Consider the following 18,811-nt stretch of genomic DNA (forward strand, 5'->3'; position numbering starts at 1 on the left):
CCGCCCTATCCACCACGGACAGAGGGATGCCAAAACGTGACGGCTCTCTCGACGAGAGCGACCACGCCATAAAAGACCGAACCCGCCAGTGCTGCAACTGCGATTTCGGCCCAGACCATGTCGATGTTCATCCGCCCGACCTCGGTCGAGATGCGAAAGCCCATGCCGACCACAGGCGTGCCGAAGAACTCGGCGACGATGGCGCCGATCAGCGCCAGCGTCGAGTTGATCTTGAGCGCGTTGAAGATGAAGGGCGCTGCCGCCGGCAGTCTGAGCTTCAAGAGTGTTGGCCAGTAGCCCGACGCATAGGTGCGCATCAAATCGCGCTCCATATGGCCGGAGGCGGCAAGACCGGCAACCGTGTTCACCAGCATTGGGAAGAAGGTCATGATGATGACGACCGCGGCCTTGGACGGCCAGTCGAAGCCGAACCACATCACCATGATCGGCGCCACACCGATGATCGGCAGCGCCGAGACCATATTGCCGATCGGCAGCAGACCGCGGCGCAGGAACGGCACCCGGTCCGCGGCGATGGCCACCAGGAAGCCGGCGCCGCTCCCGACGATGTAGCCGAAGATCACCGCCTTGAAGATGGTCTGCCTGATATCGGCGCCGAGCACCGGCAGGGAACTGGCGATGCGCACACCGATGGCGCTCGGCGGCGGCAAAAGGATGAAGGGAATGTCGGCGCCACGCGTCACCGCTTCCCATATGATCAGGATCCAGGCGCCGAAGATCGCCGGGATGATGAGGCGCAGCGCCATCCGCGCCCCTTTTGCCATAGGCCGAAGCCCCGACAGCACCGCCACGCAGCGCCAGGCCAGCAGCCAGGCAGCCGCGAGCAGCAGGAAATAAGGCGCCATTGCCGTGCCTTCGAACCCTGTAATGCCCGAGATCAGCATCCAGGCGACAAGGTGAGCGCCGATAAACAGCACCGCAGCCTCGGCTACCGCCGAAATTCTGATCATCGAGATCAGCCCCGCCAGCACGGCCAGGCCGATCATCGGGGTCTTTATACCGAAATAGGGGTAGTCGAAACTTGCCGTCGGGTCTGCAAGGGTGGCCGCTTCCGGCTTCGACATCGCGCCGAGCGCGACGGCGACGAGGCACAGCGCAATGGCCAGCACGGCTTGCCAGGAGGGCTTCAGCCAGTTCATGCCGGCCTCCCGCCCATCGCGCGGTCAACGAGGCGCCCGGCTATGCCGACCACCATGACCAGAAGGGCCGCCACCACCGAGCCCGCCACAAGGGCGGACCAGATGTCGATGGACTGGCTGTAATAGGCGCCTGCCAAAAGCTTGGCGCCGATGCCGGCGACAGCACCGGTCGGCAGTTCGCCGACAATGGCGCCGACCAGGCTCGCCGCCACCGCCACCTTCATCGAGGTGAACAGGAACGGCACCGAGGCCGGCACCCGCAGCTTCCAGAAGGTCTGCGAGACACTGGCATTGTAGGTGTGCATCAGGTCGAGATGCATGAGTTCGGGCGAGCGCAGGCCCTTCACCATGCCAACCGTCACCGGGAAGAACGACAGGTAGGTCGAGATCATCGCCTTTGGGATCAGACCGCTGATGCCGATCGCCCCCAGCACGACGATGATCATCGGCGCCACCGCCAGAATGGGAATCGTCTGGGAGGCGATGATCCACGGCATCAGGCTGCGGTCGAGCGTCGCCACATGCACGATGCCAACCGCGATGACGATGCCGAGCGCCGTGCCGAAGGCAAAGCCGAGCAACGTCGACGACAGGGTCACCCAAGCATTGTAGACGAGGCTTCGGCTCGATGTGATGGGCCGCAGGAAGGTGTTCTCGAAGAAGTTCACCGCCACCTGATGCGGCGCCGGCAGCGTCGGCTTGGGCTGCGACAGCGTCTTGCCGATGAATTCGCTCAAGGTATGGGTTTCGCCGGCGCGCCGGTCGAGGTCGCGCTGGAAGGGCGCGTTTAGGATGACGGCGAAGACATACCAGAGCACCACCACGCCGAGGAGGATGGAGGTCACGGGGATGAATTTTTCGCGGAAGGTGTCCATCTAGCGCGCCTCGCCAGCGGGGCGCCCTCCTCTCCCCAACGGGGAGAGGGTGGCCGGAGCGAAGCGGAGGTCGGGTGAGGGGGTAGAAATCTTTCCGTCGAGACAAGCCAAGATCGTATCCAGGACCGCTCGGCGCTCAGCCAAAACTTCGTGATTCCAGAAGCGCAGAACCGAATAACCTTGTCCGTTCAGCCAGGCTGTCCTGGCGGGATCGGTCAGTGAATCCGCGTGTTGGCTGCCATCAAGTTCGACAATCAGCCCCTGCTCGCGGCAGACGAAGTCCGCGATGAAAGGTCCGAGCGGCACTTGCCGCACAAATTTGTAGCCGTTGAGATGACGTCCTCTCAATTCCCCCCAAAGCCGGTATTCAGCTTCGGTCTCGTCAAACCGCAGCTTTCGGGCGCGAGCGGTTGCCCCGACATTTCTCTTGGTCGGATCCGTCGGCGCCGCCCCCTCACCCGACCTCCGCTTCGCTCCGGCCACCCTCTCCCCGTTGGGGAGAGGAGCCAGCCGGTCGTTCGCCCCCTCAATCATCATAGCTGTGCCCTGCCCTCAAGCCATCGCGTACCCTGGCCGCGATCGCCAAAAATTCCGGCGTCTCGCGGATGTCCAGTGGCCGCTCCTTTGGCAGCGTCGATTCGATGATGTCGGTAACCCGACCTGGGCGCGGCGACATGACGACGATGCGCGTCGACAGATACACCGCCTCGGGGATGGAATGGGTGACGAAGCAGATCGTCTTGTTGGTGCGCGCCCACAATTCCAGAAGCTGTTCATTGAGATGGTCGCGCACGATCTCGTCCAGCGCGCCGAAGGGCTCGTCCATCAGCAACAGGTCGGCGTCGAAGGCGAGCGCGCGGGCGATCGAAGCGCGCTGCTGCATGCCGCCGGAAAGCTGCCAGGGGTATTTCTTCTCGAAGCCGGAGAGGTTGACGAGCTCCATCGTGCGCTTGATGCGCTCGGCCTGCTCCGCTCTCGAAAGGCCGATGATCTCCAGCGGCAGCGCCACGTTACGCTCGATCGTACGCCACGGGAAAAGGGCTGCCGCCTGGAAGACGTAGCCATAAGCGCGTTTCTCGCGCGCCTGTTCCGGCGTCATGCCGTTGACCGAGATCGTGCCCGATGTCGGTTTTTCCAGATCGGCGATGACGCGCAGCAAGGTGGTCTTGCCGCAGCCAGATGGGCCGATGAAGGAGACGAACTCGCCCCTGCCGATGGTCAGGTCGACTTTGGAGAGCGCCTCTACCGGACCGTCATTGGTCTGAAAGGTAAGGCCAAGTCTGCTTGCCGAGACGACGGCTGGCGATTGTCCCGTCATCGCTTGCTGCCTGCCTCTCGCAGCCGCCCAGGATGAAATGCCGTTGCATTCGCGTTGATGTTGCTTTCCACTCGTCCAATCCCACCCAATCGACGCCCGGAGCCTTGCCGATGTCGCCCAAACCCACTTGTCACCTTATCCGTCCTGAAAGCACTTATGAAGGCAAGCAGGGATTGACCTATTTTGCCGGCATTGCAGCCGAGACGGTCGGCTCGTCGGGCATCTGCATGCATCTGCTCACCCTGCCGCCCGGCGCCCGCGCCAAGGCGCATCTGCATGAAAGCCATGAGACGGCGATCTATGTGCTCTCGGGCGAGGTCCACACATGGTATGGCGACAGGCTCGAGAACCACATCGTCGTCAAGGCCGGCGACCTCTTCTACATCCCGGCCGGCGTACCGCATCTGCCGGCCAATCTGAGCAACGCCCCGTCCTCGGCCGTCATCGCCCGCACCGATCCCAACGAACAGGAAAGCGTCGTCCTGTTGCCGGAACTGGATGCGCTGGTGGCCTGACGCTGACGGGACTGCCGTCATTTGCACCGCGCCACTTCGCCCATGACATTGCCGTCGTCGTCGGCGACCGTCAGCTTCTTGGCGTTCTTGGCGCTGCGCTTGATGGTGAATTTGGTCGGCTCCTGTCCTTCTTCGCCTTCCGCCTCGCGTGTTGCCGTCACCACCAGCGACCCATCAGCCTGCGCCTGCTTGTCCGTGAAGGTGCAGGCGCTGGCGGCGGTGATCAATGCCTCGTCGGTCAAAAGCAGCATCCGATCGGCGGCGACTTCCTGGCCGTTGCGGTTGATGCAGCCATATTTGTCCCCATAGGGTTTCGTCAGGTCGATGCCTGCCGCAAGGGCCTGACCCGCAGCCAGAACGACTACCATCGCAACAGACGGCCCCAAACCGCGCGCGCTCATTCCCCCAGCTCCAACGTCACGAACACGGTTGCAACGGCCCCATTTCTTCAAGACCGGGAATGGTCACGAAGAACCCACCCTCGCCCTTGTTGGTGACCACAACGGTTTCAGCCGTCGTCCCCGCCTCGCCTTCGGCGGAACAGGTCGCATCAAGCGATTGCGTGCCCGGCGCCCACGTCAATTGCTGCGCGAACCGGCAGCCGCTCCCATAGGTCTCGATGCCTTCGGCGGTCAGCACGATATAATCGTCCCGGCCCTGAAAACCGGCCTTTGCAAAGACACAGCCGGTATCGTTGCCCCAGGAGCCGGCCAGCCTCTCGGCCCCTGTTGCCGGACCAGCGACCAACGCCACGACCAGTGAAATGAGCGCCCCCGGGCTCCGCAACGTCAAACGCCTGTCGCCGGAATGCCGGTGCGTTCCACCTTGCGCGGCGCGGTAATGTCCTTCCAGGTCGACAGAGCCCGGTTGACCGCCGCGTTCGGCTCGCGGGCGACGAATTCGCCATGGCCGGGCTTGGCCTTGACCTCCGCTTCCTCGACCGACAATTCGCCGCGCGAAAAGACGAAGCGCGGCAGGCCGGTCACCTCAAAACCTTCGAAGACGTTGTAGTCGATCACCGATTGCTGCTTCTTCGAGGTGATGGTCTTCTTGGCGCTGGGGTCCCACACCACGATGTCGGCGTCCGCGCCTTCGACGATGGCGCCCTTCCTAGGATACATGTTGAGGATCTTGGCGATGTTGGTCGAAGTCACCGCGACGAACTCGTTCATCGTCAGCCGCCCGGTGTTGACGCCCGTCGTCCACAGCACGGGCAAGCGGTCTTCAAGCCCGCCAGTGCCGTTCGGGATCTTGGTGAAATCGCCGACGCCGTTGCGCTTCTGCTTGGTGGTGAAGGCGCAGTGGTCGGTCGCCACCACCTGCAGCGATCCCGCCTGCAGGCCGGCCCACAGCGAATCCTGGTGCAGCTTGTTGCGGAAGGGCGGACTCATGACGCGGCGCGCCGCATGGTCCCAATCCTTGTCGAAATACTCGCTTTCATCCAGCGTCAGATGCTGGATCAGCGGCTCGCCGAAAACCCGAATGCCCTTCTGGCGGGCGCGGCGGATGGCTTCGTGGCTCTGCTCGCAGGACACATGCACGACATAGAGCGGCACGCCGGCCATGTCGGCGATCATGATGGCGCGGTTGGTCGCCTCGCCCTCCACTTCCGGCGGCCGCGAATAGGCGTGTCCCTCGGGGCCATTATTGCCGGCTGCGAGCAGCTTTTGCGACAGCGCCGCAACCACGTCGCCATTCTCGGCATGAACGAGCGGCAGCGCGCCGAGATCGGCGCAGCGCTGGAACGACGCGTACATCTCGTCGTCGTCCACCATCAGCGCGCCCTTGTAGGCCATGAAATGCTTGAACGAGGTAATGCCCCTGTCGACGACGGTGGCCATCTCGTCGAACACCTGCTTGCCCCACCAGGTGATCGCCATGTGGAAGGAGTAGTCGCAGGCAGCCTTCGAGGTCTTGTTGTCCCACATCTGCAACGCTTCCAGCAGCGATTGCTGCGGCGCCGGCAGGCAGAAATCGACCACCATCGTGGTGCCACCGGAAAGGGCCGCACGCGTCCCGGACTCGAAATCGTCGGCCGAATAGGTGCCCATGAACGGCATTTCGAGATGGGTGTGCGGATCGATGCCGCCCGGCATGACGTAACAGCCGCTGGCGTCGAACTCATGGTCGCCATGCAGGTTCGAGCCAATGGCGACGATCTTGCCGTGCTGCATCAGCACATCGGCCTTCCAGGTGCGGTCGGCGGTGACGATGGTGCCGTTTCGGATGACTTTGGTCATTGTCGTGTTCCCTTGTTCTCTTCGCGCTTCTTGTGAGCGTCGTTTTGAATACAGATCTTAGTTCACGCCACGATCCCCGCTGTCTCTACCACCGCATGGAACAGCACGTCGGCGCCGGCGCCGGCCCATTCCTTGGTGATTTCCTCGGCCTCGTTGTGTGACAACCCGTCAACGCAGGGGCACATCACCATGGCGGTCGGCGCGACGCGGTTGATCCAGCAGGCGTCGTGGCCGGCGCCGGATACGAGGTTGCGGTGGGAATAGCCGAGCCGCTCGGCGGCGTCGCGGATCGCCTTGACGCAGCCGGCATCGAAGGTGACCGGATCGAAAGCGCCGACCTGCTCGACCTTGTACTGGATGTCGAGCGCCTCACAGATCGTGTCGATGCCTTCGCGTATGCGCCCATCCATCGCGTCCAGCACTTCCTTCTCGGGCGAACGGATGTCGATGGTGAAGACGGTGCGTCCCGCAATGATGTTGCGCGAGTTCGGAAACACCTCCATGTGGCCGACCGCGCCGACGGCGTCGGGCTGGTAGTCCATGGCGATCTCATGCACCAGCTCGATCACGCGCGCCATGCCTAGACCGGCATTACGGCGCTTGGGCATCGGAGTCGAGCCGGTATGCGCCTCCTTGCCGGTCAGCGTTACCTGCAGCCATTTCAGGCCCTGGCCGTGGGTGACGACGCCAATATCGATGCCTTCATCCTCGAGGATCGGCCCCTGCTCAATATGCAGTTCGAAGAAGGCGTGGATCTTGCGACCGCCGACCTTCTCGGTTCCCTTCCAGCCGATGCGCTCCAGCTCCTCGCCGAACTTTTTCCCCTGTTTATCAGTGTGCTGATACACGTCCGCCTGCTCGAGCACACCGGCGAACACGCCGGACGCCATCATCGCCGGGGCAAAGCGCGAGCCTTCCTCATTGGTCCAGTTGGTGACGACGATCGGATGCCTGGTCTGGATGCCGAGATCGTTAAGCGAGCGCATAATCTCCAGCCCGCCGAGCACGCCGAGCACGCCGTCATATTTGCCGCCGGTCGGCTGCGTGTCGAGATGACTGCCGACATAAACCGGCGGCAAGCTGGGATCAGCACCTTCCCGCCGGGCAAACATGGTGCCCATTTCGTCGAGCCCCATTTCGAGCCCGGCCGCCTCGCACCAGCGCTTGAACAGATGCCGTCCCTCGCCGTCCTCGTCGGTCACGGTCTGGCGATTGTTGCCGCCGGCAATACCGGGGCCGATCTTCGCCATCTCCATGATGGAATCCCACAAACGGTCTGAATTGATTCGCAGATTCTCGCCTGGGGCGGCCATGCTCTAGAACCTCATCGGTTGCGGGGCGGCGGCGTCCCCCTCCCCCTCGAGGGGAGGGTGGCCGCGAAGCGGTCGGGTGGGGTCGCCCGCGACGCGCGCGACCTTCTCTTTGACCACCTGCGCGACGTGCCAAGCGCTGTTTATGACATCGGGCTCGTCAACACGGAAGACTTCAAATCCGAGCGATCGCAGATAAGCATCGCGAACGGCATCGTGCCGCATACCCCTGTCGTGTTCGTGCATGTCGCCATCGACCTCAACGATCAGCTTCACCGCCAAGCAGGCAAAATCCACGATGTACGGCCCAATCGGGCACTGACGGCGAAACTTGATGCCGGCTGATTTCAGGTCCCGCAGTTCATACCACAGCAGCGATTCTCCCTTGGTCGCGTGAACTCGAAGCGCTCGCGCCTTTTGGCGCATTTCGAAGCTCACGCGGGTACGGGGCATCAGGAGCGGCCTTGGAACAAAAGAGCAGGTCGGCGTCCGGTCGCACCGACCCCACCCGACCGCTTCGCGGCCACCCTCCCCTCGAGGGGGAGGGATATCCGCGCCCGGTTTGTCAATCGATCGCCCTCAGCACTTCTCTGACATGGTCGATCAATTCGTTGATCTGGCCCTTGGTGATGATCAGTGGTGGCGACAGCGCGATGATGTCGCCGGTGGTGCGGATCAGCGCGCCGCGCTCGAACGCCTTGACGAAGGCCGAGAAGGCCCGCTTGGTCGGGCTGCCGGCGATCGGCGCCAGTTCGATCGCGCCGATCAGGCCGATATTCCGGATGTCGATGACATGCGGCTCGCCCTTCAGCGAATGCAGCGCATCTTCCCAGTACGGCGCCAGTTCCTCGCCACGGGTGAGCAGGCCCTCTTCCTTGTAGGTGTCGAGCGTGCCGAGTGCGGCGGCACAGGCGATCGGATTGCCCGAATAGGTGTAGCCGTGGAAGAACTCGATCATGTGCTCGGGGCCGGTCATGAAGACGTCGTGGATTTCCTTCTTCACGAACACCGCGCCCATCGGGATGACGCCGTTGGAGACGCCCTTGGCGGTGGTCATGATGTCGGGCGTGACGCCGAAATAATCCGCTGCGAACGGCGCGCCGAGACGGCCGAAACCGGTGATGACCTCGTCGAAGATCAGCAAAATGCCGTGCTTGGTGCAGATCTCGCGCAGTTTCTGCAGATAGCCCTTCGGCGGCAGGATGACGCCGGTGGAGCCGGCGACCGGTTCGACGATGACGGCGGCGATGGTCGAGGCGTCATGCAGGGCAACGATGCGCTCCAGCTCGTTGGCGAGTTCCGCGCCATATTCCGGCACGCCCTTGGAGAAGGCGTTCTTTTCCGGCAGATGCGTGTGCGGCATGTGGTCGACGCCGCCGAGCAGCGTGCCGAACATCTTGCGGTTGGTGACGATGCCGCCGACCGAGATGCCGCCGAAATTGACGCCGTGATAGCCGCGTTCGCGGCCGATCAGGCGGGTGCGCGCGCCCTCGCCCTTCACACGGTGATAGGCGATCGCCATCTTCAGCGCCGTTTCGACCGATTCCGAACCGGAATTGGTGAAGAAGACATGGTCCATGCCCTTGGGCGCGAGATCGACCAGGCGGTTTGCCAGTTCGAACACGATCGGGTGTCCCATCTGGAAGGCCGGCGCATAGTCGAGTTCGGCCGCCTGATGCTGGATCGCTTCCGTGATCTTGGGACGGCAATGGCCGGCATTGACGCACCACAGGCCGGCGGTGCCGTCGAGCACCTTGCGGCCGTCGCTGGTGGTGTAGTGCATGTCCTTGGCGGACACGAACATGCGTGGCGCCTGTTTGAACTGCCGGTTCGCGGTGAACGGCATCCAGAATGCGCTGAGATCGTTCGGCGTGACTTTCAGCCGGTTGGACATGACCAAGACTTCCCCTTGTAACCTGTTTCGGTGCGGCTAACGCTTGGTCTTTCCAAAGCTTGGTCTTTGCTGCGTTTTCATGCTACGCAAATTTTTGACCGATTGGACAAACGTTAGCACCGCCCTGTCGGCGGTCAAGGGATTACTAGCGGAAATGCGGCCTGCGAAGTGCGCTCCACGGGTAAGAGAAAAACTGGTCCAGAGAATTGGTCCAGATGACCCGCTCAGCCAAGGCTTGCAGGGGTGAGCGGCGCCATGGAAGGCTCAGCCCCTCGCCGCACCCGCATCCAGCAGGAAAAGCGCGAACTGATCCTGGAGGCAGCCCTCGAAGTCTTCTCCGCCAACGGCTTTCGCGGTTCGACCATCGACCAGATCGCCGAGGCCGCCGGGATGTCGAAGCCGAACCTGCTCTATTATTTCCGCCGCAAGGAAGACATTCACGAGACACTGATGGAGCGGCTGCTGGCGACCTGGCTGGCGCCGCTGCGCGAACTCGACGATATCGGCGATCCCCTGACCGAGCTCAGGAGCTACATCAGGCGCAAGCTCGAAATGGCGCGTGATTTTCCTAGGGAGAGCCGGCTGTTCGCCAACGAGATCCTGCAAGGCGCGCCACGCATCATGCCGCTGCTGGCGGGTGAACTGAAGACACTGGTCGACGAGAAGGCCAACGTCATCAAGGGCTGGATGCGCGCGGGAAAAATCGCCCGCACCGATCCCTGGCACCTGATCTTTTCGATCTGGGCGACGACGCAGCACTATGCCGATTTCGATGTCCAGGTCCGTGCCGTGCTCGGCGCCGATCGCGGCGGCGACGGCCGCTTCGAGGATGCGGCGCGGTTTCTGGAGCAGTTGTTCATTGATGGGCTGAAGCCGAAGGGCTGACCTTGGGCGTCAGGCGCTGCGGCGCTCCGCCGGCATCGCCTCAAGCAAATTCTGCAGCTTCTCGATCGAATTCTGTTCGGCCAGCGGCGTGTAGACGATCAGCTTCATGTCCGAGCCGTCGTCGATCGACAGGCTCATATGCTCGAACGTCATGGCGCCGGCTCTCGGATGTCGGACATGTTTCACCCCCGACAATCGGCGTGCCACGTCGCGTTGCGGCCACCAGTCGCGAAACTCCGGACTTGAGCGCGTCATAAGCACGATCAGCCGCTCGAAATCCGCATCGCCCACATAGCGGGCGCTTTCCGCCCGGAACGAGGCCAGCACGGTGCGCGCCAATTGCTCCCAGTCAACCAGCAGGCGCCGGTGATGCGGATTGGTGAACACCATATGGACGATGTTGCGGGCGTCGCCCTCTAGCAGGCCATAATCACCGAACACCGCTACCGCCGCCGGATTCCAGGCCAGCACGTCCCAGCGCCGCCCGACGACATAGGCCGGCTGCAGCACCAGGCTCTCCAGCATATGCATCAGCGGGCCATCGACCTTTTCCGGCGCAGCCACGCGGTTCTCCGGCTGCTGGCGGCCTGCCAGGATGAACAGATGCCGCCTTTCAACGGCGTCGAGGCGCAGCGCTTCGCTGAGCGCCGCTAGCACCTCCACCGAGGGTCTGACCTCGCGCCCCTGCTCTAGCCATGTGTACCAGGTGGTGCCGACGCCGGCGATCATCGCCACTTCCTCGCGACGCAAGCCTGGCGTGCGTCTCCGCAGGCCGGTCGCGATGCCGGTGGCGGACGGCGTCAATCTTTCGCGGCGCGAGCGCAGGAAGGCGCCAAGCTCGCGCCGGCGGCTGTCTTCAGCGGAGTGCGTGGGAGCATCCATGAGAGCTATTATAGCAGTATTGATACCAGGATAAAGTTTGAACTGTTTGGGCTGGGTCAGGCGCCCCATCTTCCATCCAGAGAGATGGAGGCTCTGAATATGGATCTGAAAGACAAGACAATCCTCATCACCGGTTCGACCGACGGCGTCGGCCGTGTCGTCGCGCAAAGGCTGGGCGCCGGCGGCGCGCGCGTGCTGGTGCATGGCCGTGACGCGGCTCGCGGCAAGGCAACCGTCGCAGAAATCGAATCCGCCGGCGGCAAAGCCGAGTTCCTCGCCGCCGACCTCGCCTCGCTAGCCGAGGTCCGCCGCCTTGCCGAGGCCGTACGCGCAAAAACCGACCGGCTCGACATCCTCATCAACAATGCCGGCATCGGCACGGCCGGCGCCAAGCGACAGCTCAGCGCCGAAGGCTTCGAACTGCGCTTTGCGGTCAACTATCTCGCCGGTTTCCTGCTGACCTCGGAACTGCTGCCGCTGCTCAAGGCGAGTTCGCCGGCGCGCATCATCAACGTCGCTTCGGCCGGCCAGCAGGCGATCGATTTCGGCGATGTCATGCTGACACGTTCCTATGACGGCGTGCGCGCCTATTGCCAGAGCAAGCTGGCGCAGATCCTGTTCACCATCGACCTGGCCGGAGAGTTGAAAGGCAGCGGCGTCACCGTCAACGCTCTGCATCCGGCGAGCTACATGAACACCACCATGGTCCGCCGGGCCGGCGTGACGCCATGGAGTTCGGTCGAGACCGGCGCCGACGCCATTCTCAACCTCGCGACATCGCCCGCCCTGGAGGGCCGCAGTGGCCTCTATTTCGATGGCCAAAAGGAATCCCGCGCCAACGCACAAGCCTATGACGCCAAGGCCAGACAGCAATTGCGAACCCTGAGCCTCGACTTCGTCGGCCAGGCTTCCCCACAATCGAAGGAACAGCATTCATGACCGGCAAGATCGAACACACGGTCGTCATCGGCGGCTCATCCGGCATCGGCTTGGCAACGGCGCGAAAACTGCTGGGCCCAGGCATGAAGGTGACCATCACCGGACGAAATCAGGACAAGCTCACCAGCGCCTGGAAGAGCCTCGGCGGCGCCGCCGAAAAAGCTGCCTTCGATGCTTCGAAGCCGGACGAAGTCCGCCAGTTCTTTGGGGAACTCGGACCGTTCGATCACCTCGTGCTGGCTGCCAGCGGCGGCAAGGCACTTGGGCCGTTCGAAACCCTCGACCTCTCAGACATCGCCGGCGGGGTCGACGAGAAAGTCCGGCCGCAGCTGTCCTGCCTGCAGGCAGCCTTGCCGACGCTCGACAGATCGGGATCGGTCACTTTCATCTCGGCGGTGTCGGCACAATTGTCGGCGCCCGGCGTGGCTGGCATTGCCGCCGTCAACGGCATGCTGCTGACGGTGGTGCCGATCCTGGCGGTCGAACTGAAGCCTCTGCGCGTGAACGTCGTGGCGCCCGGCGTCATCGACACGCCATGGTGGGATTTTCTGGCCGAAGACCAGCGGCAGGCGGTATTCAGCGAATATGCCGGCAAAACCCCGGTGGGCAGGATCGGCCAGGCCGAAGACGTCGCCGGCGCAATCGCGTTCCTCGTCTCCAACGGCTTCATGACCGGCCAGGTGCTGACCTGCGATGGCGGTTTGCGCTTCGCGGCGTGACCTTACAGCGACTGTGCGATCAGCGTGAGAAAGCCTCCGGCCAGGGCGACGTTGCCGACGAAGCCGTTGATGCGCGAGGCCCGGTCCGGGCCCTGATGGTCCCAGAAATTGTGGAACACCGGCGTCGCGACAATGAGAAACAGCACCAGCACAGCACTGGCGATCGCGGTCCACAGGCCGGCCATCACCAGCGCCCCGGCAACGGTCTGTAGGACGATGCCGGCCCACAACGCCAATCTCGCCTGCGGCACGCCGCGCGCGGCCATCAGCCCGGTCAGGAACGCCTCGTTCTGAACATTGCGCAGGCCGGCGAAAACGAAGGCGCCGCCGAGCAACAGGCGGCCGAGAAACAAAAAGGTCGAAGGCAAATCGACAGGCATGAAATCTTCCCCGTACTTAAGCATGAAACAGGTGGAGCGCCGCCCTTTCCACGGCGCTCCATGACTAACCGGACGGTCAGGCTGCTTTGGCAGCCGGCATCGGGTGAATGGCGTGGAACGGGATGCAGAGCCGGTTCCAGGTGTTGATCATGCCGATCGCGACCGACAGCTTGACCAGTTCCTCTTCCGAGAAGTGCTCTAGCGTGCGGGCATAGAGTTCGTCCGAAACGCCATTGTTGGCGATCAGGGTCGTTGCCTCGGTCCAAGCAAGCGCCGCGCGTTCGCGCTCGGAAAACAGCGGCGATTCCTTCCAGGCCGAAACCAGATAGAGCCGTGTCTCGGTTTCGCCATCGCGCCTCGCCTCGCGGCTATGCATCTCGACGCAGTAGGAGCAGCCATTGATCTGCGAGGCGCGGAGCTTGATCAAATGCAGCAGGCTCACTTCAAGCCCGCATTCGTCGACCGCCTTGTTAAGCGCCGACACGGCTTTCATGATCTCAGGCGCCTTGGCGAAGAATTGCAGTCTCTGTTTCATCGTCTTTCCTTTCACATCTGTTTGGCGGGGGATTAAATCTGTTTGGTCGAAGCGGGTTTCTGCGGCCGCTGATGGCGCGCCACAAAGGCACAGCTGGCGGCAAACGATCGCGGATCGCCTTCGGCCTTGTAGTCAGCCACGATGTCGGACAACCGGGTTTCCGCGAGAGCGGCACGATAGGCACGCTCGGCTTTCAGCATCGCGGCATTGATGCCGCACGGCTTCACATAGGCCGAAGCATCGATCTTGACCGGGCCGCGCTGGCGGATCTCGCCGCAGCGGAAGGCCGGCTCGCGACCCTCGACCGCAAGCACGATATCGAGCAGCGTGATGCGCTCGGCCGGACGCGCCAGCCGGTAGCCGCCCGCCGGTCCCGGCACCGATTCCAGGATGCGCGCAGCAGTCAGCTGGTTCAGATGTTTCAGCAGATAGCTCGGCGACAGGCCGAAGGACTCTGCCAAAGCAGCACCCGGTATCGTGCTGTTGCCCTCCACGCTGGCCAGTGTGGCCGCGCAATGGATGGCCGCTTCTACACCCTCGCCCAGCTTCACGATGTTGCGCTCCTATTCATGGATATCTTTTATCCTAGATAAATTTTATCTGCAATAGGAAAATGAAAAACGGCGCTCGAAAGCGCCGGTTTTTTCTTCGACCCGTCCCCTACTCCGCGGCCACCTTGGCCATCGGGTTGTTCGGGTGCGTCGTCCAATTGGCGTAGACCGGCGACACCGGCTTGCCGGTGCGCTGGTCCATGACGCCGGCGGCCAGCGGCTCCATGGTGATGCAGTTCTCGACCGGGCAGACATTGACGCACAGATTGCAGCCGACGCATTCGGCCTCGATCACCTCGAAATGCCTGACCCCGTCGACCATGTTGGTGATCGCCTGGTGTGAGGTGTCTTCGCAGGCGATGTGGCAGCGGCCGCATTTGATGCAGGCGTCCTGGTCGATATGCGCCTTGGCGATGTAATTGAGATTGAGATACTGCCAGTCGGTGACGTTGGGCGTGGCGCGACCGACAATATCGTCGAGCGAGGCATGACCCTTCTCGTCCATCCAGTTTTCGAGACCGGCGATCATTTCCTGCACGATCTTGAAGCCGTAGGTCATCGCCGCGGTGCACACCTGCACATTGCCGGCGCCGAGCGCCATGAACTCGGCGGCGTCGCGCCAGGTGGTGATGCCGCCAATGCCGGAGATCGGCAGGCCGTGGGTCTCGGGGTCGCGGGCGATCTCGGCCACCATGTTCATGGCGATCGGCTTCACCGCCGGGCCGCAATAGCCGCCATGCGAACCCTTGCCGTCGATAGTGGGCTCTGGCGCAAAGCTGTCGAGATTGACGCCGGTGATCGAGTTGATGGTGTTGATCAGCGACACCGCATCGGTGCCGCCGGCGTGCGCGGCGCGCGCCGGCTTGCGCACATCGGTGATATTCGGCGTCAGCTTGGTGATGACAGGCATGCGGGTGTTGGCCTTGCACCAGCGCACCACCATTTCGATGTATTCCGGCACCTGGCCGACAGCCGCGCCCATGCCGCGTTCCGACATGCCGTGCGGGCAGCCGAAATTGAGCTCGATGCCGTCGGCTTCGGTCTCCTCGACCACCGGCAGGATCGCCTTCCAGCTTTCCTCGACGCATGGCACCATCAGCGAGACGACGATGGCGCGGTCGGGCCAGTCCTTCTTGACCTGCTTGATCTCGCGCAGGTTGACCTGCAAATCGCGGTCGGTGATCAGCTCGATATTGTTGAGCCCGAGCAGGCGGCGGTCGGCGCCCCAGATGGCGCCATAGCGCGGGCCGTTGACGTTGACCACCGGCGGGCCTTCTTCGCCCAGCGTCTTCCACACGACACCGCCCCAGCCCGCCTTGAAGGCGCGGATGACATTGTAGGCCTTGTCGGTCGGCGGCGCCGAAGCCAGCCAGAACGGATTGGGCGATTTGATGCCGACGAAATTGTTGCGGATGTCTGCCATGACAGGTCCCTTTTAACCGAGACGAAGGAGCATTTCCACGGGTGCGAGAATGCCGCCTTTAAGCGCGGGGGTGAGATTGCCGATCTTGGTGCCGGCGTTCTCGCCCATGATAAGATTAACGCCAGGCGGCGGCTTTTTTCCTTCCGCCTGCGCCGCAGCCATGCGCGCCCGTATCGTGTCGAAAAATTCGATGGCGAAGGCGCCACGAGGGCGCTCGGCGGTTACAGAGAACCCCGCGGCAGCGGCAGCCGAACGATAGTCGTCGGGCGTGGCGACGAAGGACATGCTCTCGTCGGATGCCCATGGCAGCGGATACGTCAGCGCACCTGCCTTGAGCCGCATCACATCGTAGACGGCAAAGACGCCGCCCGGCTTGAGCACACGCGCCGCCTCGCTCATCAGCTTTTTCTTGTCGGGAAGATTCATGCCGACATGCAGGATCATGGCCGTATCAAAGCTTTTGTTGCTGAACGGCATGTCCAGCGCGCTGCCCTGCACGAACCGGACTTTGTCGGCCATTCCCACCCGCTTCGACAGGCTGGTCGCGATGTCGACATAGCTTTGCGTCAGATCAATGCCGGTGACATCGGCGCCGGCATTGTTGGCGGCGAAGCGGGCTGGACCACCCACGCCGGAACCAATGTCGAGCAGCCTGGCCCCCGGCTTCAAACCCATCTGGCCGATGAGTTCCCTGGTGGCGGCGATACCGCCAATGTGGAACTCGTCGACCGCTTCGAGATCGCCAGCGCGTAGATGGGCAATTTCCACGCCGGTATCGGCGAGCACGGCAAGAATGTGCTGCTCAAGATCCGAGACGTCGTAGTGACGCGCGATGCCTGATTCCACTGAGGCCATGATCTCTATCCCTGTGCCAGACTCCGGTTGATGCTCTCCGCCGCATCGCGGCCTTGCGCGACGGCCGATACCGTCAAATCGTCGCCGCGAAAAATGCAGTCGCCGCCGGCCCAGACATTGGCGAGCGAGGTGCGCCCTTCTGCGTCGACCTTGATGCGGCCGGCTTCGAGTTCGATCGCAGCACCGCTGCCGTTAAGTGCCGCCGGCACAAAGCTCTGGCCGATCGCCTTGAACACCTGGTCGGCGGCCAGCGTAAGCCGCTCGCCGGTGCCGGCAAGCCTGTCGCCGTTCATCGCGGTGTATTCGAGTTCGATGCCCGACACTTTGCCGGCCTCAGTGATGACCCGCTTCGGCTGCAGCCAGTGGCGGATGGTGACGCCGTTGGCGGCAGCCAGATCCTGCTCGAACTCGGAAGCGTTCATGTGTTCCTGGCCGCGCCGGTAGCAGATCGTCACCTCCTCGGCGCCGAGCAGCTTCGATTGCACGGCGGCGTCGATCGCCGTCATGCCGCCGCCGATGACGACGACGCGCCGGCCGATTGGCAGGCTCGAGAGATCGCTGGCCTGGCGCAGTTCGGCGATGAATTCGACTGCATTGACAACGCCATCGGCGTCCTCGCCATCCGTGCGCAACGCATTCACGCCGCCAAGCCCCATGCCGAGGAAGACGGCATCGTAATTCAGGATCAGATCCGACAGCTGGTAGTCGCGGCCGAGCGCCTTGCCGTTATGGATATCGATGCCGCCGATCCCCGTGACATAGTCGACCTCGGCCTGGGCGAAATTGTCGATGCTCTTGTAGGCGGCGATGCCATATTCATTGAGGCCGCCGGCCTTCGGGCGGGCTTCCAGAATGGTAACGTCATGGCCGTGGCGAGCGAGCCGGTGCGCGGCGGCGAGGCCGGCCGGCCCGGCGCCGACCACGGCGACCGACTTGCCGGTTGTTTCAGCGCGCGGATAAAACTGCTTGTGCTCGGCCATGGCGACATCGGTGGCGTAGCGCTGCAGGCGGCCGATCTGCACCGGCTTGCCTTCCGCCACCTCGCGCACGCAGACCTCTTCGCACAGCGTCTCGGTCGGGCAGACGCGGGCGCACATGCCACCCAATATGTTCTGGTCGAAAATCGTCTTGGCCGAACCGATCGGGTTGCCGGTCGAGATCTGGCGGATGAACAGCGGAATGTCGATCGAGGTCGGGCACGCATTCATGCACGGCGCATCGTAGCAGAAATAGCAGCGGTCGGATTCGACCAGCGCCTCGTGGTGATCGAGCGGCGGATGCAGGTCGGAAAAATTCTCGGCGTACTGGTCGGCGGCAAGCCGGCCGCCGGCAATGCCGTCCTTGAACTGGCCTTCTGGCATCGTCAGTTCCCCACGTTTTCGTTTTGGGGAAGGCTAGCACGTTTTATTTTTTTATCAATTGGTCAATTTTCGCCGCAAGCCATTGAAAAGACTAGCTCATAATATGATTTGACTACTCATGTTATGGCTTTCAGCCTATGGCACGGGCGAAAGGCCGGAGCTCGTAGCGGCCATGGATCGACCGGATCTCGTCGGCAACCAGTTGCTGCAGCCGCCACAGATTGCGGTCGCGGATGCCGAATTCCTCGAGGTGGCTGACGGTGTTGTAGAGATATTCCGCGCCTGAGCCGACATGGCCGCAGGCTCTGGCAAGCACCCCCGCCACCGTGTCCAGCGGCTGCCCGAGCGAGGTTCCCCTGCCCGTCACCCCGACCCAGAAGCCGAGCGCCCGTATCCGGCCCTGCTGGGTGCGCACGGGAACCCACCGGACCGAGCTGACACTCTCATGATCGTCGATCTCGCGCCGCAGCAGTCTTTCGATCTGCTGCGGCTTGTCGCCGTCGGGCAGGCGGTAGATGACGCCGTCGCATCGGCCACCGCGTTCGAGCGCCATCATCAGCCCCGGCTGCGCGACGCTGCCGCGCCAGCGCACCATGTCGAGGCAGAAGGAGCGGTGCCAGCCGAAAGCAGTGGCGCGCTGGCGTTCGACGAATTCGAAAGCCGGCTTCCAGATCAGCGAGCCATAGGCGAACACCCACAAAGGCCCCTCGTCTGCTTCTTCAGACAGCCGCAAGGCCAAGGTCCGGTAATCCTCATCGTTCAGCTGCGTCCAACTGCAGTCGGGTCCGGGATCGACCTCTTCGCGATGACACAGTGACACAAGCTCAGGCGTGAGCGACATAAGGCGCATGAAACGACTACCCCTCGTTTGCCCAAGGAAAGTCGAAAACCGCCGCATGTGCAAGCCGCCGGTGGGCCGAAGTGCGGAACGACGTGTCAACGCAGCCGTTGAACTTTCTCCGCTTCGCT

Annotated in this window: 22 protein-coding genes; 4 read left to right on the forward strand and 18 right to left on the reverse strand. The window is 63.0% G+C overall.

The annotated features are described in order from the left end of the window. Window positions 1-5: 5 nt before the first annotated feature. The 4 genes from X750_RS157365 to X750_RS157355 are packed head-to-tail and all read right to left on the reverse strand — an operon-like array spanning window position 6 to window position 3,353. The gene (locus X750_RS157365) at window positions 6-1,160 is read right to left on the reverse strand and encodes an ABC transporter permease (protein ID WP_023746939.1); all 1,155 of its coding nucleotides are present in this window, start codon (window positions 1,158-1,160) and stop codon (window positions 6-8) included. After that, window positions 1,157-2,035, reverse strand: a complete 879-nt coding sequence (locus tag X750_RS157360) for an ABC transporter permease (protein ID WP_023746940.1) — start codon at window positions 2,033-2,035, stop codon at window positions 1,157-1,159. Before X750_RS157360 ends, X750_RS157365 begins: the two co-directional genes overlap by 4 nt. Then, window positions 2,036-2,572 (reverse strand): endonuclease domain-containing protein, encoded by a 537-nt coding sequence (locus X750_RS01000000162710; protein WP_023705579.1) that lies wholly within the window; start codon window positions 2,570-2,572, stop codon window positions 2,036-2,038. After that, window positions 2,562-3,353: an ABC transporter ATP-binding protein gene (locus X750_RS157355; RefSeq protein ID WP_023746941.1), complete on the reverse strand. Its 792-nt coding sequence runs from the start codon at window positions 3,351-3,353 to the stop codon at window positions 2,562-2,564. Before X750_RS157355 ends, X750_RS01000000162710 begins: the two co-directional genes overlap by 11 nt. A gap of 104 nt (window positions 3,354-3,457) precedes the next feature. On the opposite strand from X750_RS157355, the gene X750_RS157350 reads away from it, so the two are divergent. Then, window positions 3,458-3,868 (forward strand): cupin domain-containing protein, encoded by a 411-nt coding sequence (locus X750_RS157350; protein ID WP_023668218.1) that lies wholly within the window; start codon window positions 3,458-3,460, stop codon window positions 3,866-3,868. A 17-nt stretch (window positions 3,869-3,885) separates the two neighbouring features. Here the strand turns inward: X750_RS157350 and X750_RS157345 are convergent, their stop codons facing one another. From X750_RS157345 to X750_RS157320, 6 genes are all read right to left on the reverse strand, one after another. Beyond that, the gene (locus X750_RS157345) at window positions 3,886-4,269 is read right to left on the reverse strand and encodes a hypothetical protein (protein WP_031242658.1); all 384 of its coding nucleotides are present in this window, start codon (window positions 4,267-4,269) and stop codon (window positions 3,886-3,888) included. A 16-nt stretch (window positions 4,270-4,285) separates the two neighbouring features. Continuing rightward, entirely contained in the window at window positions 4,286-4,660 is a 375-nt protein-coding gene (locus X750_RS157340; protein ID WP_023746943.1) for a hypothetical protein, read from the reverse strand. Further along, a complete protein-coding gene (gene hydA / locus X750_RS157335; RefSeq protein ID WP_023699634.1) occupies window positions 4,657-6,108 on the reverse strand; it encodes a dihydropyrimidinase in 1,452 nt (483 codons plus the stop codon). The genes X750_RS157340 and hydA overlap by 4 nt, the downstream gene beginning before the upstream one ends. Before the next feature lie 62 nt (window positions 6,109-6,170). Then, window positions 6,171-7,421 carry a Zn-dependent hydrolase gene (locus X750_RS157330; protein ID WP_023746944.1) on the reverse strand — a complete coding sequence of 417 codons (1,251 nt, stop codon included), beginning with the start codon at window positions 7,419-7,421 and terminating at the stop codon, window positions 6,171-6,173. A gap of 3 nt (window positions 7,422-7,424) precedes the next feature. Then, entirely contained in the window at window positions 7,425-7,871 is a 447-nt protein-coding gene (locus X750_RS157325; RefSeq protein ID WP_023746945.1) for an endonuclease domain-containing protein, read from the reverse strand. 112 nt (window positions 7,872-7,983) lie between these two features. Further along, window positions 7,984-9,312, reverse strand: coding sequence for an aspartate aminotransferase family protein (locus X750_RS157320; protein WP_023746946.1), 1,329 nt, complete (start codon window positions 9,310-9,312; stop codon window positions 7,984-7,986). A 255-nt stretch (window positions 9,313-9,567) separates the two neighbouring features. Here X750_RS157320 and X750_RS157315 point away from each other — a divergent pair, with 255 nt between their 5' ends. Then, window positions 9,568-10,197, forward strand: a complete 630-nt coding sequence (locus X750_RS157315) for a TetR family transcriptional regulator C-terminal domain-containing protein (protein WP_023697053.1) — start codon at window positions 9,568-9,570, stop codon at window positions 10,195-10,197. A 9-nt stretch (window positions 10,198-10,206) separates the two neighbouring features. On the opposite strand, the gene X750_RS157310 is transcribed toward X750_RS157315, so the two are convergent. Continuing rightward, window positions 10,207-11,079 carry a helix-turn-helix transcriptional regulator gene (locus X750_RS157310; RefSeq protein ID WP_023729382.1) on the reverse strand — a complete coding sequence of 291 codons (873 nt, stop codon included), beginning with the start codon at window positions 11,077-11,079 and terminating at the stop codon, window positions 10,207-10,209. A 99-nt stretch (window positions 11,080-11,178) separates the two neighbouring features. Here X750_RS157310 and X750_RS157305 point away from each other — a divergent pair, with 99 nt between their 5' ends. Together X750_RS157305 and X750_RS157300 are read left to right on the forward strand one after the other, a co-directional pair. After that, a complete protein-coding gene (locus X750_RS157305; protein ID WP_023746947.1) occupies window positions 11,179-12,018 on the forward strand; it encodes an SDR family oxidoreductase in 840 nt (279 codons plus the stop codon). Then, window positions 12,015-12,737 carry an SDR family oxidoreductase gene (locus X750_RS157300; RefSeq protein WP_023746948.1) on the forward strand — a complete coding sequence of 241 codons (723 nt, stop codon included), beginning with the start codon at window positions 12,015-12,017 and terminating at the stop codon, window positions 12,735-12,737. Before X750_RS157305 ends, X750_RS157300 begins: the two co-directional genes overlap by 4 nt. Window positions 12,738-12,739: 2 nt before the next feature. Here X750_RS157300 and X750_RS157295 read toward each other — a convergent pair whose 3' ends face one another. The 7 genes from X750_RS157295 to X750_RS157265 all read right to left on the reverse strand — a co-directional run bounded on the left by X750_RS157295 (window position 12,740) and on the right by X750_RS157265 (window position 18,692). Then, entirely contained in the window at window positions 12,740-13,117 is a 378-nt protein-coding gene (locus X750_RS157295; RefSeq protein ID WP_023746949.1) for a DoxX family protein, read from the reverse strand. A gap of 76 nt (window positions 13,118-13,193) precedes the next feature. Next, window positions 13,194-13,652: a carboxymuconolactone decarboxylase family protein gene (locus X750_RS157290; protein WP_023668206.1), complete on the reverse strand. Its 459-nt coding sequence runs from the start codon at window positions 13,650-13,652 to the stop codon at window positions 13,194-13,196. Between the two features lie 32 nt (window positions 13,653-13,684). Continuing rightward, window positions 13,685-14,203: an Rrf2 family transcriptional regulator gene (locus X750_RS157285; protein WP_023668205.1), complete on the reverse strand. Its 519-nt coding sequence runs from the start codon at window positions 14,201-14,203 to the stop codon at window positions 13,685-13,687. Between the two features lie 109 nt (window positions 14,204-14,312). After that, window positions 14,313-15,626 carry an NAD-dependent dihydropyrimidine dehydrogenase subunit PreA gene (gene preA / locus X750_RS157280; RefSeq protein WP_023746950.1) on the reverse strand — a complete coding sequence of 438 codons (1,314 nt, stop codon included), beginning with the start codon at window positions 15,624-15,626 and terminating at the stop codon, window positions 14,313-14,315. A 12-nt stretch (window positions 15,627-15,638) separates the two neighbouring features. Then, the gene (locus X750_RS157275) at window positions 15,639-16,481 is read right to left on the reverse strand and encodes a methyltransferase domain-containing protein (RefSeq protein ID WP_023705589.1); all 843 of its coding nucleotides are present in this window, start codon (window positions 16,479-16,481) and stop codon (window positions 15,639-15,641) included. 5 nt (window positions 16,482-16,486) lie between these two features. After that, window positions 16,487-17,842 carry an NAD(P)-dependent oxidoreductase gene (locus X750_RS157270; protein WP_023682196.1) on the reverse strand — a complete coding sequence of 452 codons (1,356 nt, stop codon included), beginning with the start codon at window positions 17,840-17,842 and terminating at the stop codon, window positions 16,487-16,489. 130 nt (window positions 17,843-17,972) lie between these two features. After that, on the reverse strand, window positions 17,973-18,692 hold the full coding sequence (locus tag X750_RS157265) for a gamma-glutamylcyclotransferase (protein ID WP_023746951.1): 720 nt from the start codon (window positions 18,690-18,692) through the stop codon (window positions 17,973-17,975). Between the last annotated feature and the right edge of the window lie 119 nt (window positions 18,693-18,811).

Source organism: Mesorhizobium sp. LNJC391B00 (assembly GCF_000502535.1).
Lineage (GTDB): Bacteria > Pseudomonadota > Alphaproteobacteria > Rhizobiales > Rhizobiaceae > Mesorhizobium.

Coding starts and splice junctions, on each gene's coding strand:
- preA (WP_023746950.1), bottom strand. CDS start 15,626: ATGGCAGACATCCGCAACAATTTCGTCGGCATCAAATCGCCCAATCCG.
- X750_RS157310 (WP_023729382.1), bottom strand. CDS start 11,079: ATGGATGCTCCCACGCACTCCGCTGAAGACAGCCGCCGGCGCGAGCTT.
- X750_RS157345 (WP_031242658.1), bottom strand. CDS start 4,269: ATGAGCGCGCGCGGTTTGGGGCCGTCTGTTGCGATGGTAGTCGTTCTG.
- X750_RS157270 (WP_023682196.1), bottom strand. CDS start 17,842: ATGCCAGAAGGCCAGTTCAAGGACGGCATTGCCGGCGGCCGGCTTGCC.
- X750_RS157300 (WP_023746948.1), top strand. CDS start 12,015: ATGACCGGCAAGATCGAACACACGGTCGTCATCGGCGGCTCATCCGGC.
- X750_RS157325 (WP_023746945.1), bottom strand. CDS start 7,871: ATGCCCCGTACCCGCGTGAGCTTCGAAATGCGCCAAAAGGCGCGAGCG.
- X750_RS157275 (WP_023705589.1), bottom strand. CDS start 16,481: ATGGCCTCAGTGGAATCAGGCATCGCGCGTCACTACGACGTCTCGGAT.
- X750_RS157360 (WP_023746940.1), bottom strand. CDS start 2,035: ATGGACACCTTCCGCGAAAAATTCATCCCCGTGACCTCCATCCTCCTC.
- X750_RS157305 (WP_023746947.1), top strand. CDS start 11,179: ATGGATCTGAAAGACAAGACAATCCTCATCACCGGTTCGACCGACGGC.
- X750_RS157330 (WP_023746944.1), bottom strand. CDS start 7,421: ATGGCCGCCCCAGGCGAGAATCTGCGAATCAATTCAGACCGTTTGTGG.
- hydA (WP_023699634.1), bottom strand. CDS start 6,108: ATGACCAAAGTCATCCGAAACGGCACCATCGTCACCGCCGACCGCACC.
- X750_RS157355 (WP_023746941.1), bottom strand. CDS start 3,353: ATGACGGGACAATCGCCAGCCGTCGTCTCGGCAAGCAGACTTGGCCTT.
- X750_RS157290 (WP_023668206.1), bottom strand. CDS start 13,652: ATGAAACAGAGACTGCAATTCTTCGCCAAGGCGCCTGAGATCATGAAA.
- X750_RS01000000162710 (WP_023705579.1), bottom strand. CDS start 2,572: ATGATGATTGAGGGGGCGAACGACCGGCTGGCTCCTCTCCCCAACGGG.
- X750_RS157295 (WP_023746949.1), bottom strand. CDS start 13,117: ATGCCTGTCGATTTGCCTTCGACCTTTTTGTTTCTCGGCCGCCTGTTG.
- X750_RS157365 (WP_023746939.1), bottom strand. CDS start 1,160: ATGAACTGGCTGAAGCCCTCCTGGCAAGCCGTGCTGGCCATTGCGCTG.
- X750_RS157315 (WP_023697053.1), top strand. CDS start 9,568: ATGGAAGGCTCAGCCCCTCGCCGCACCCGCATCCAGCAGGAAAAGCGC.
- X750_RS157265 (WP_023746951.1), bottom strand. CDS start 18,692: ATGCGCCTTATGTCGCTCACGCCTGAGCTTGTGTCACTGTGTCATCGC.
- X750_RS157320 (WP_023746946.1), bottom strand. CDS start 9,312: ATGTCCAACCGGCTGAAAGTCACGCCGAACGATCTCAGCGCATTCTGG.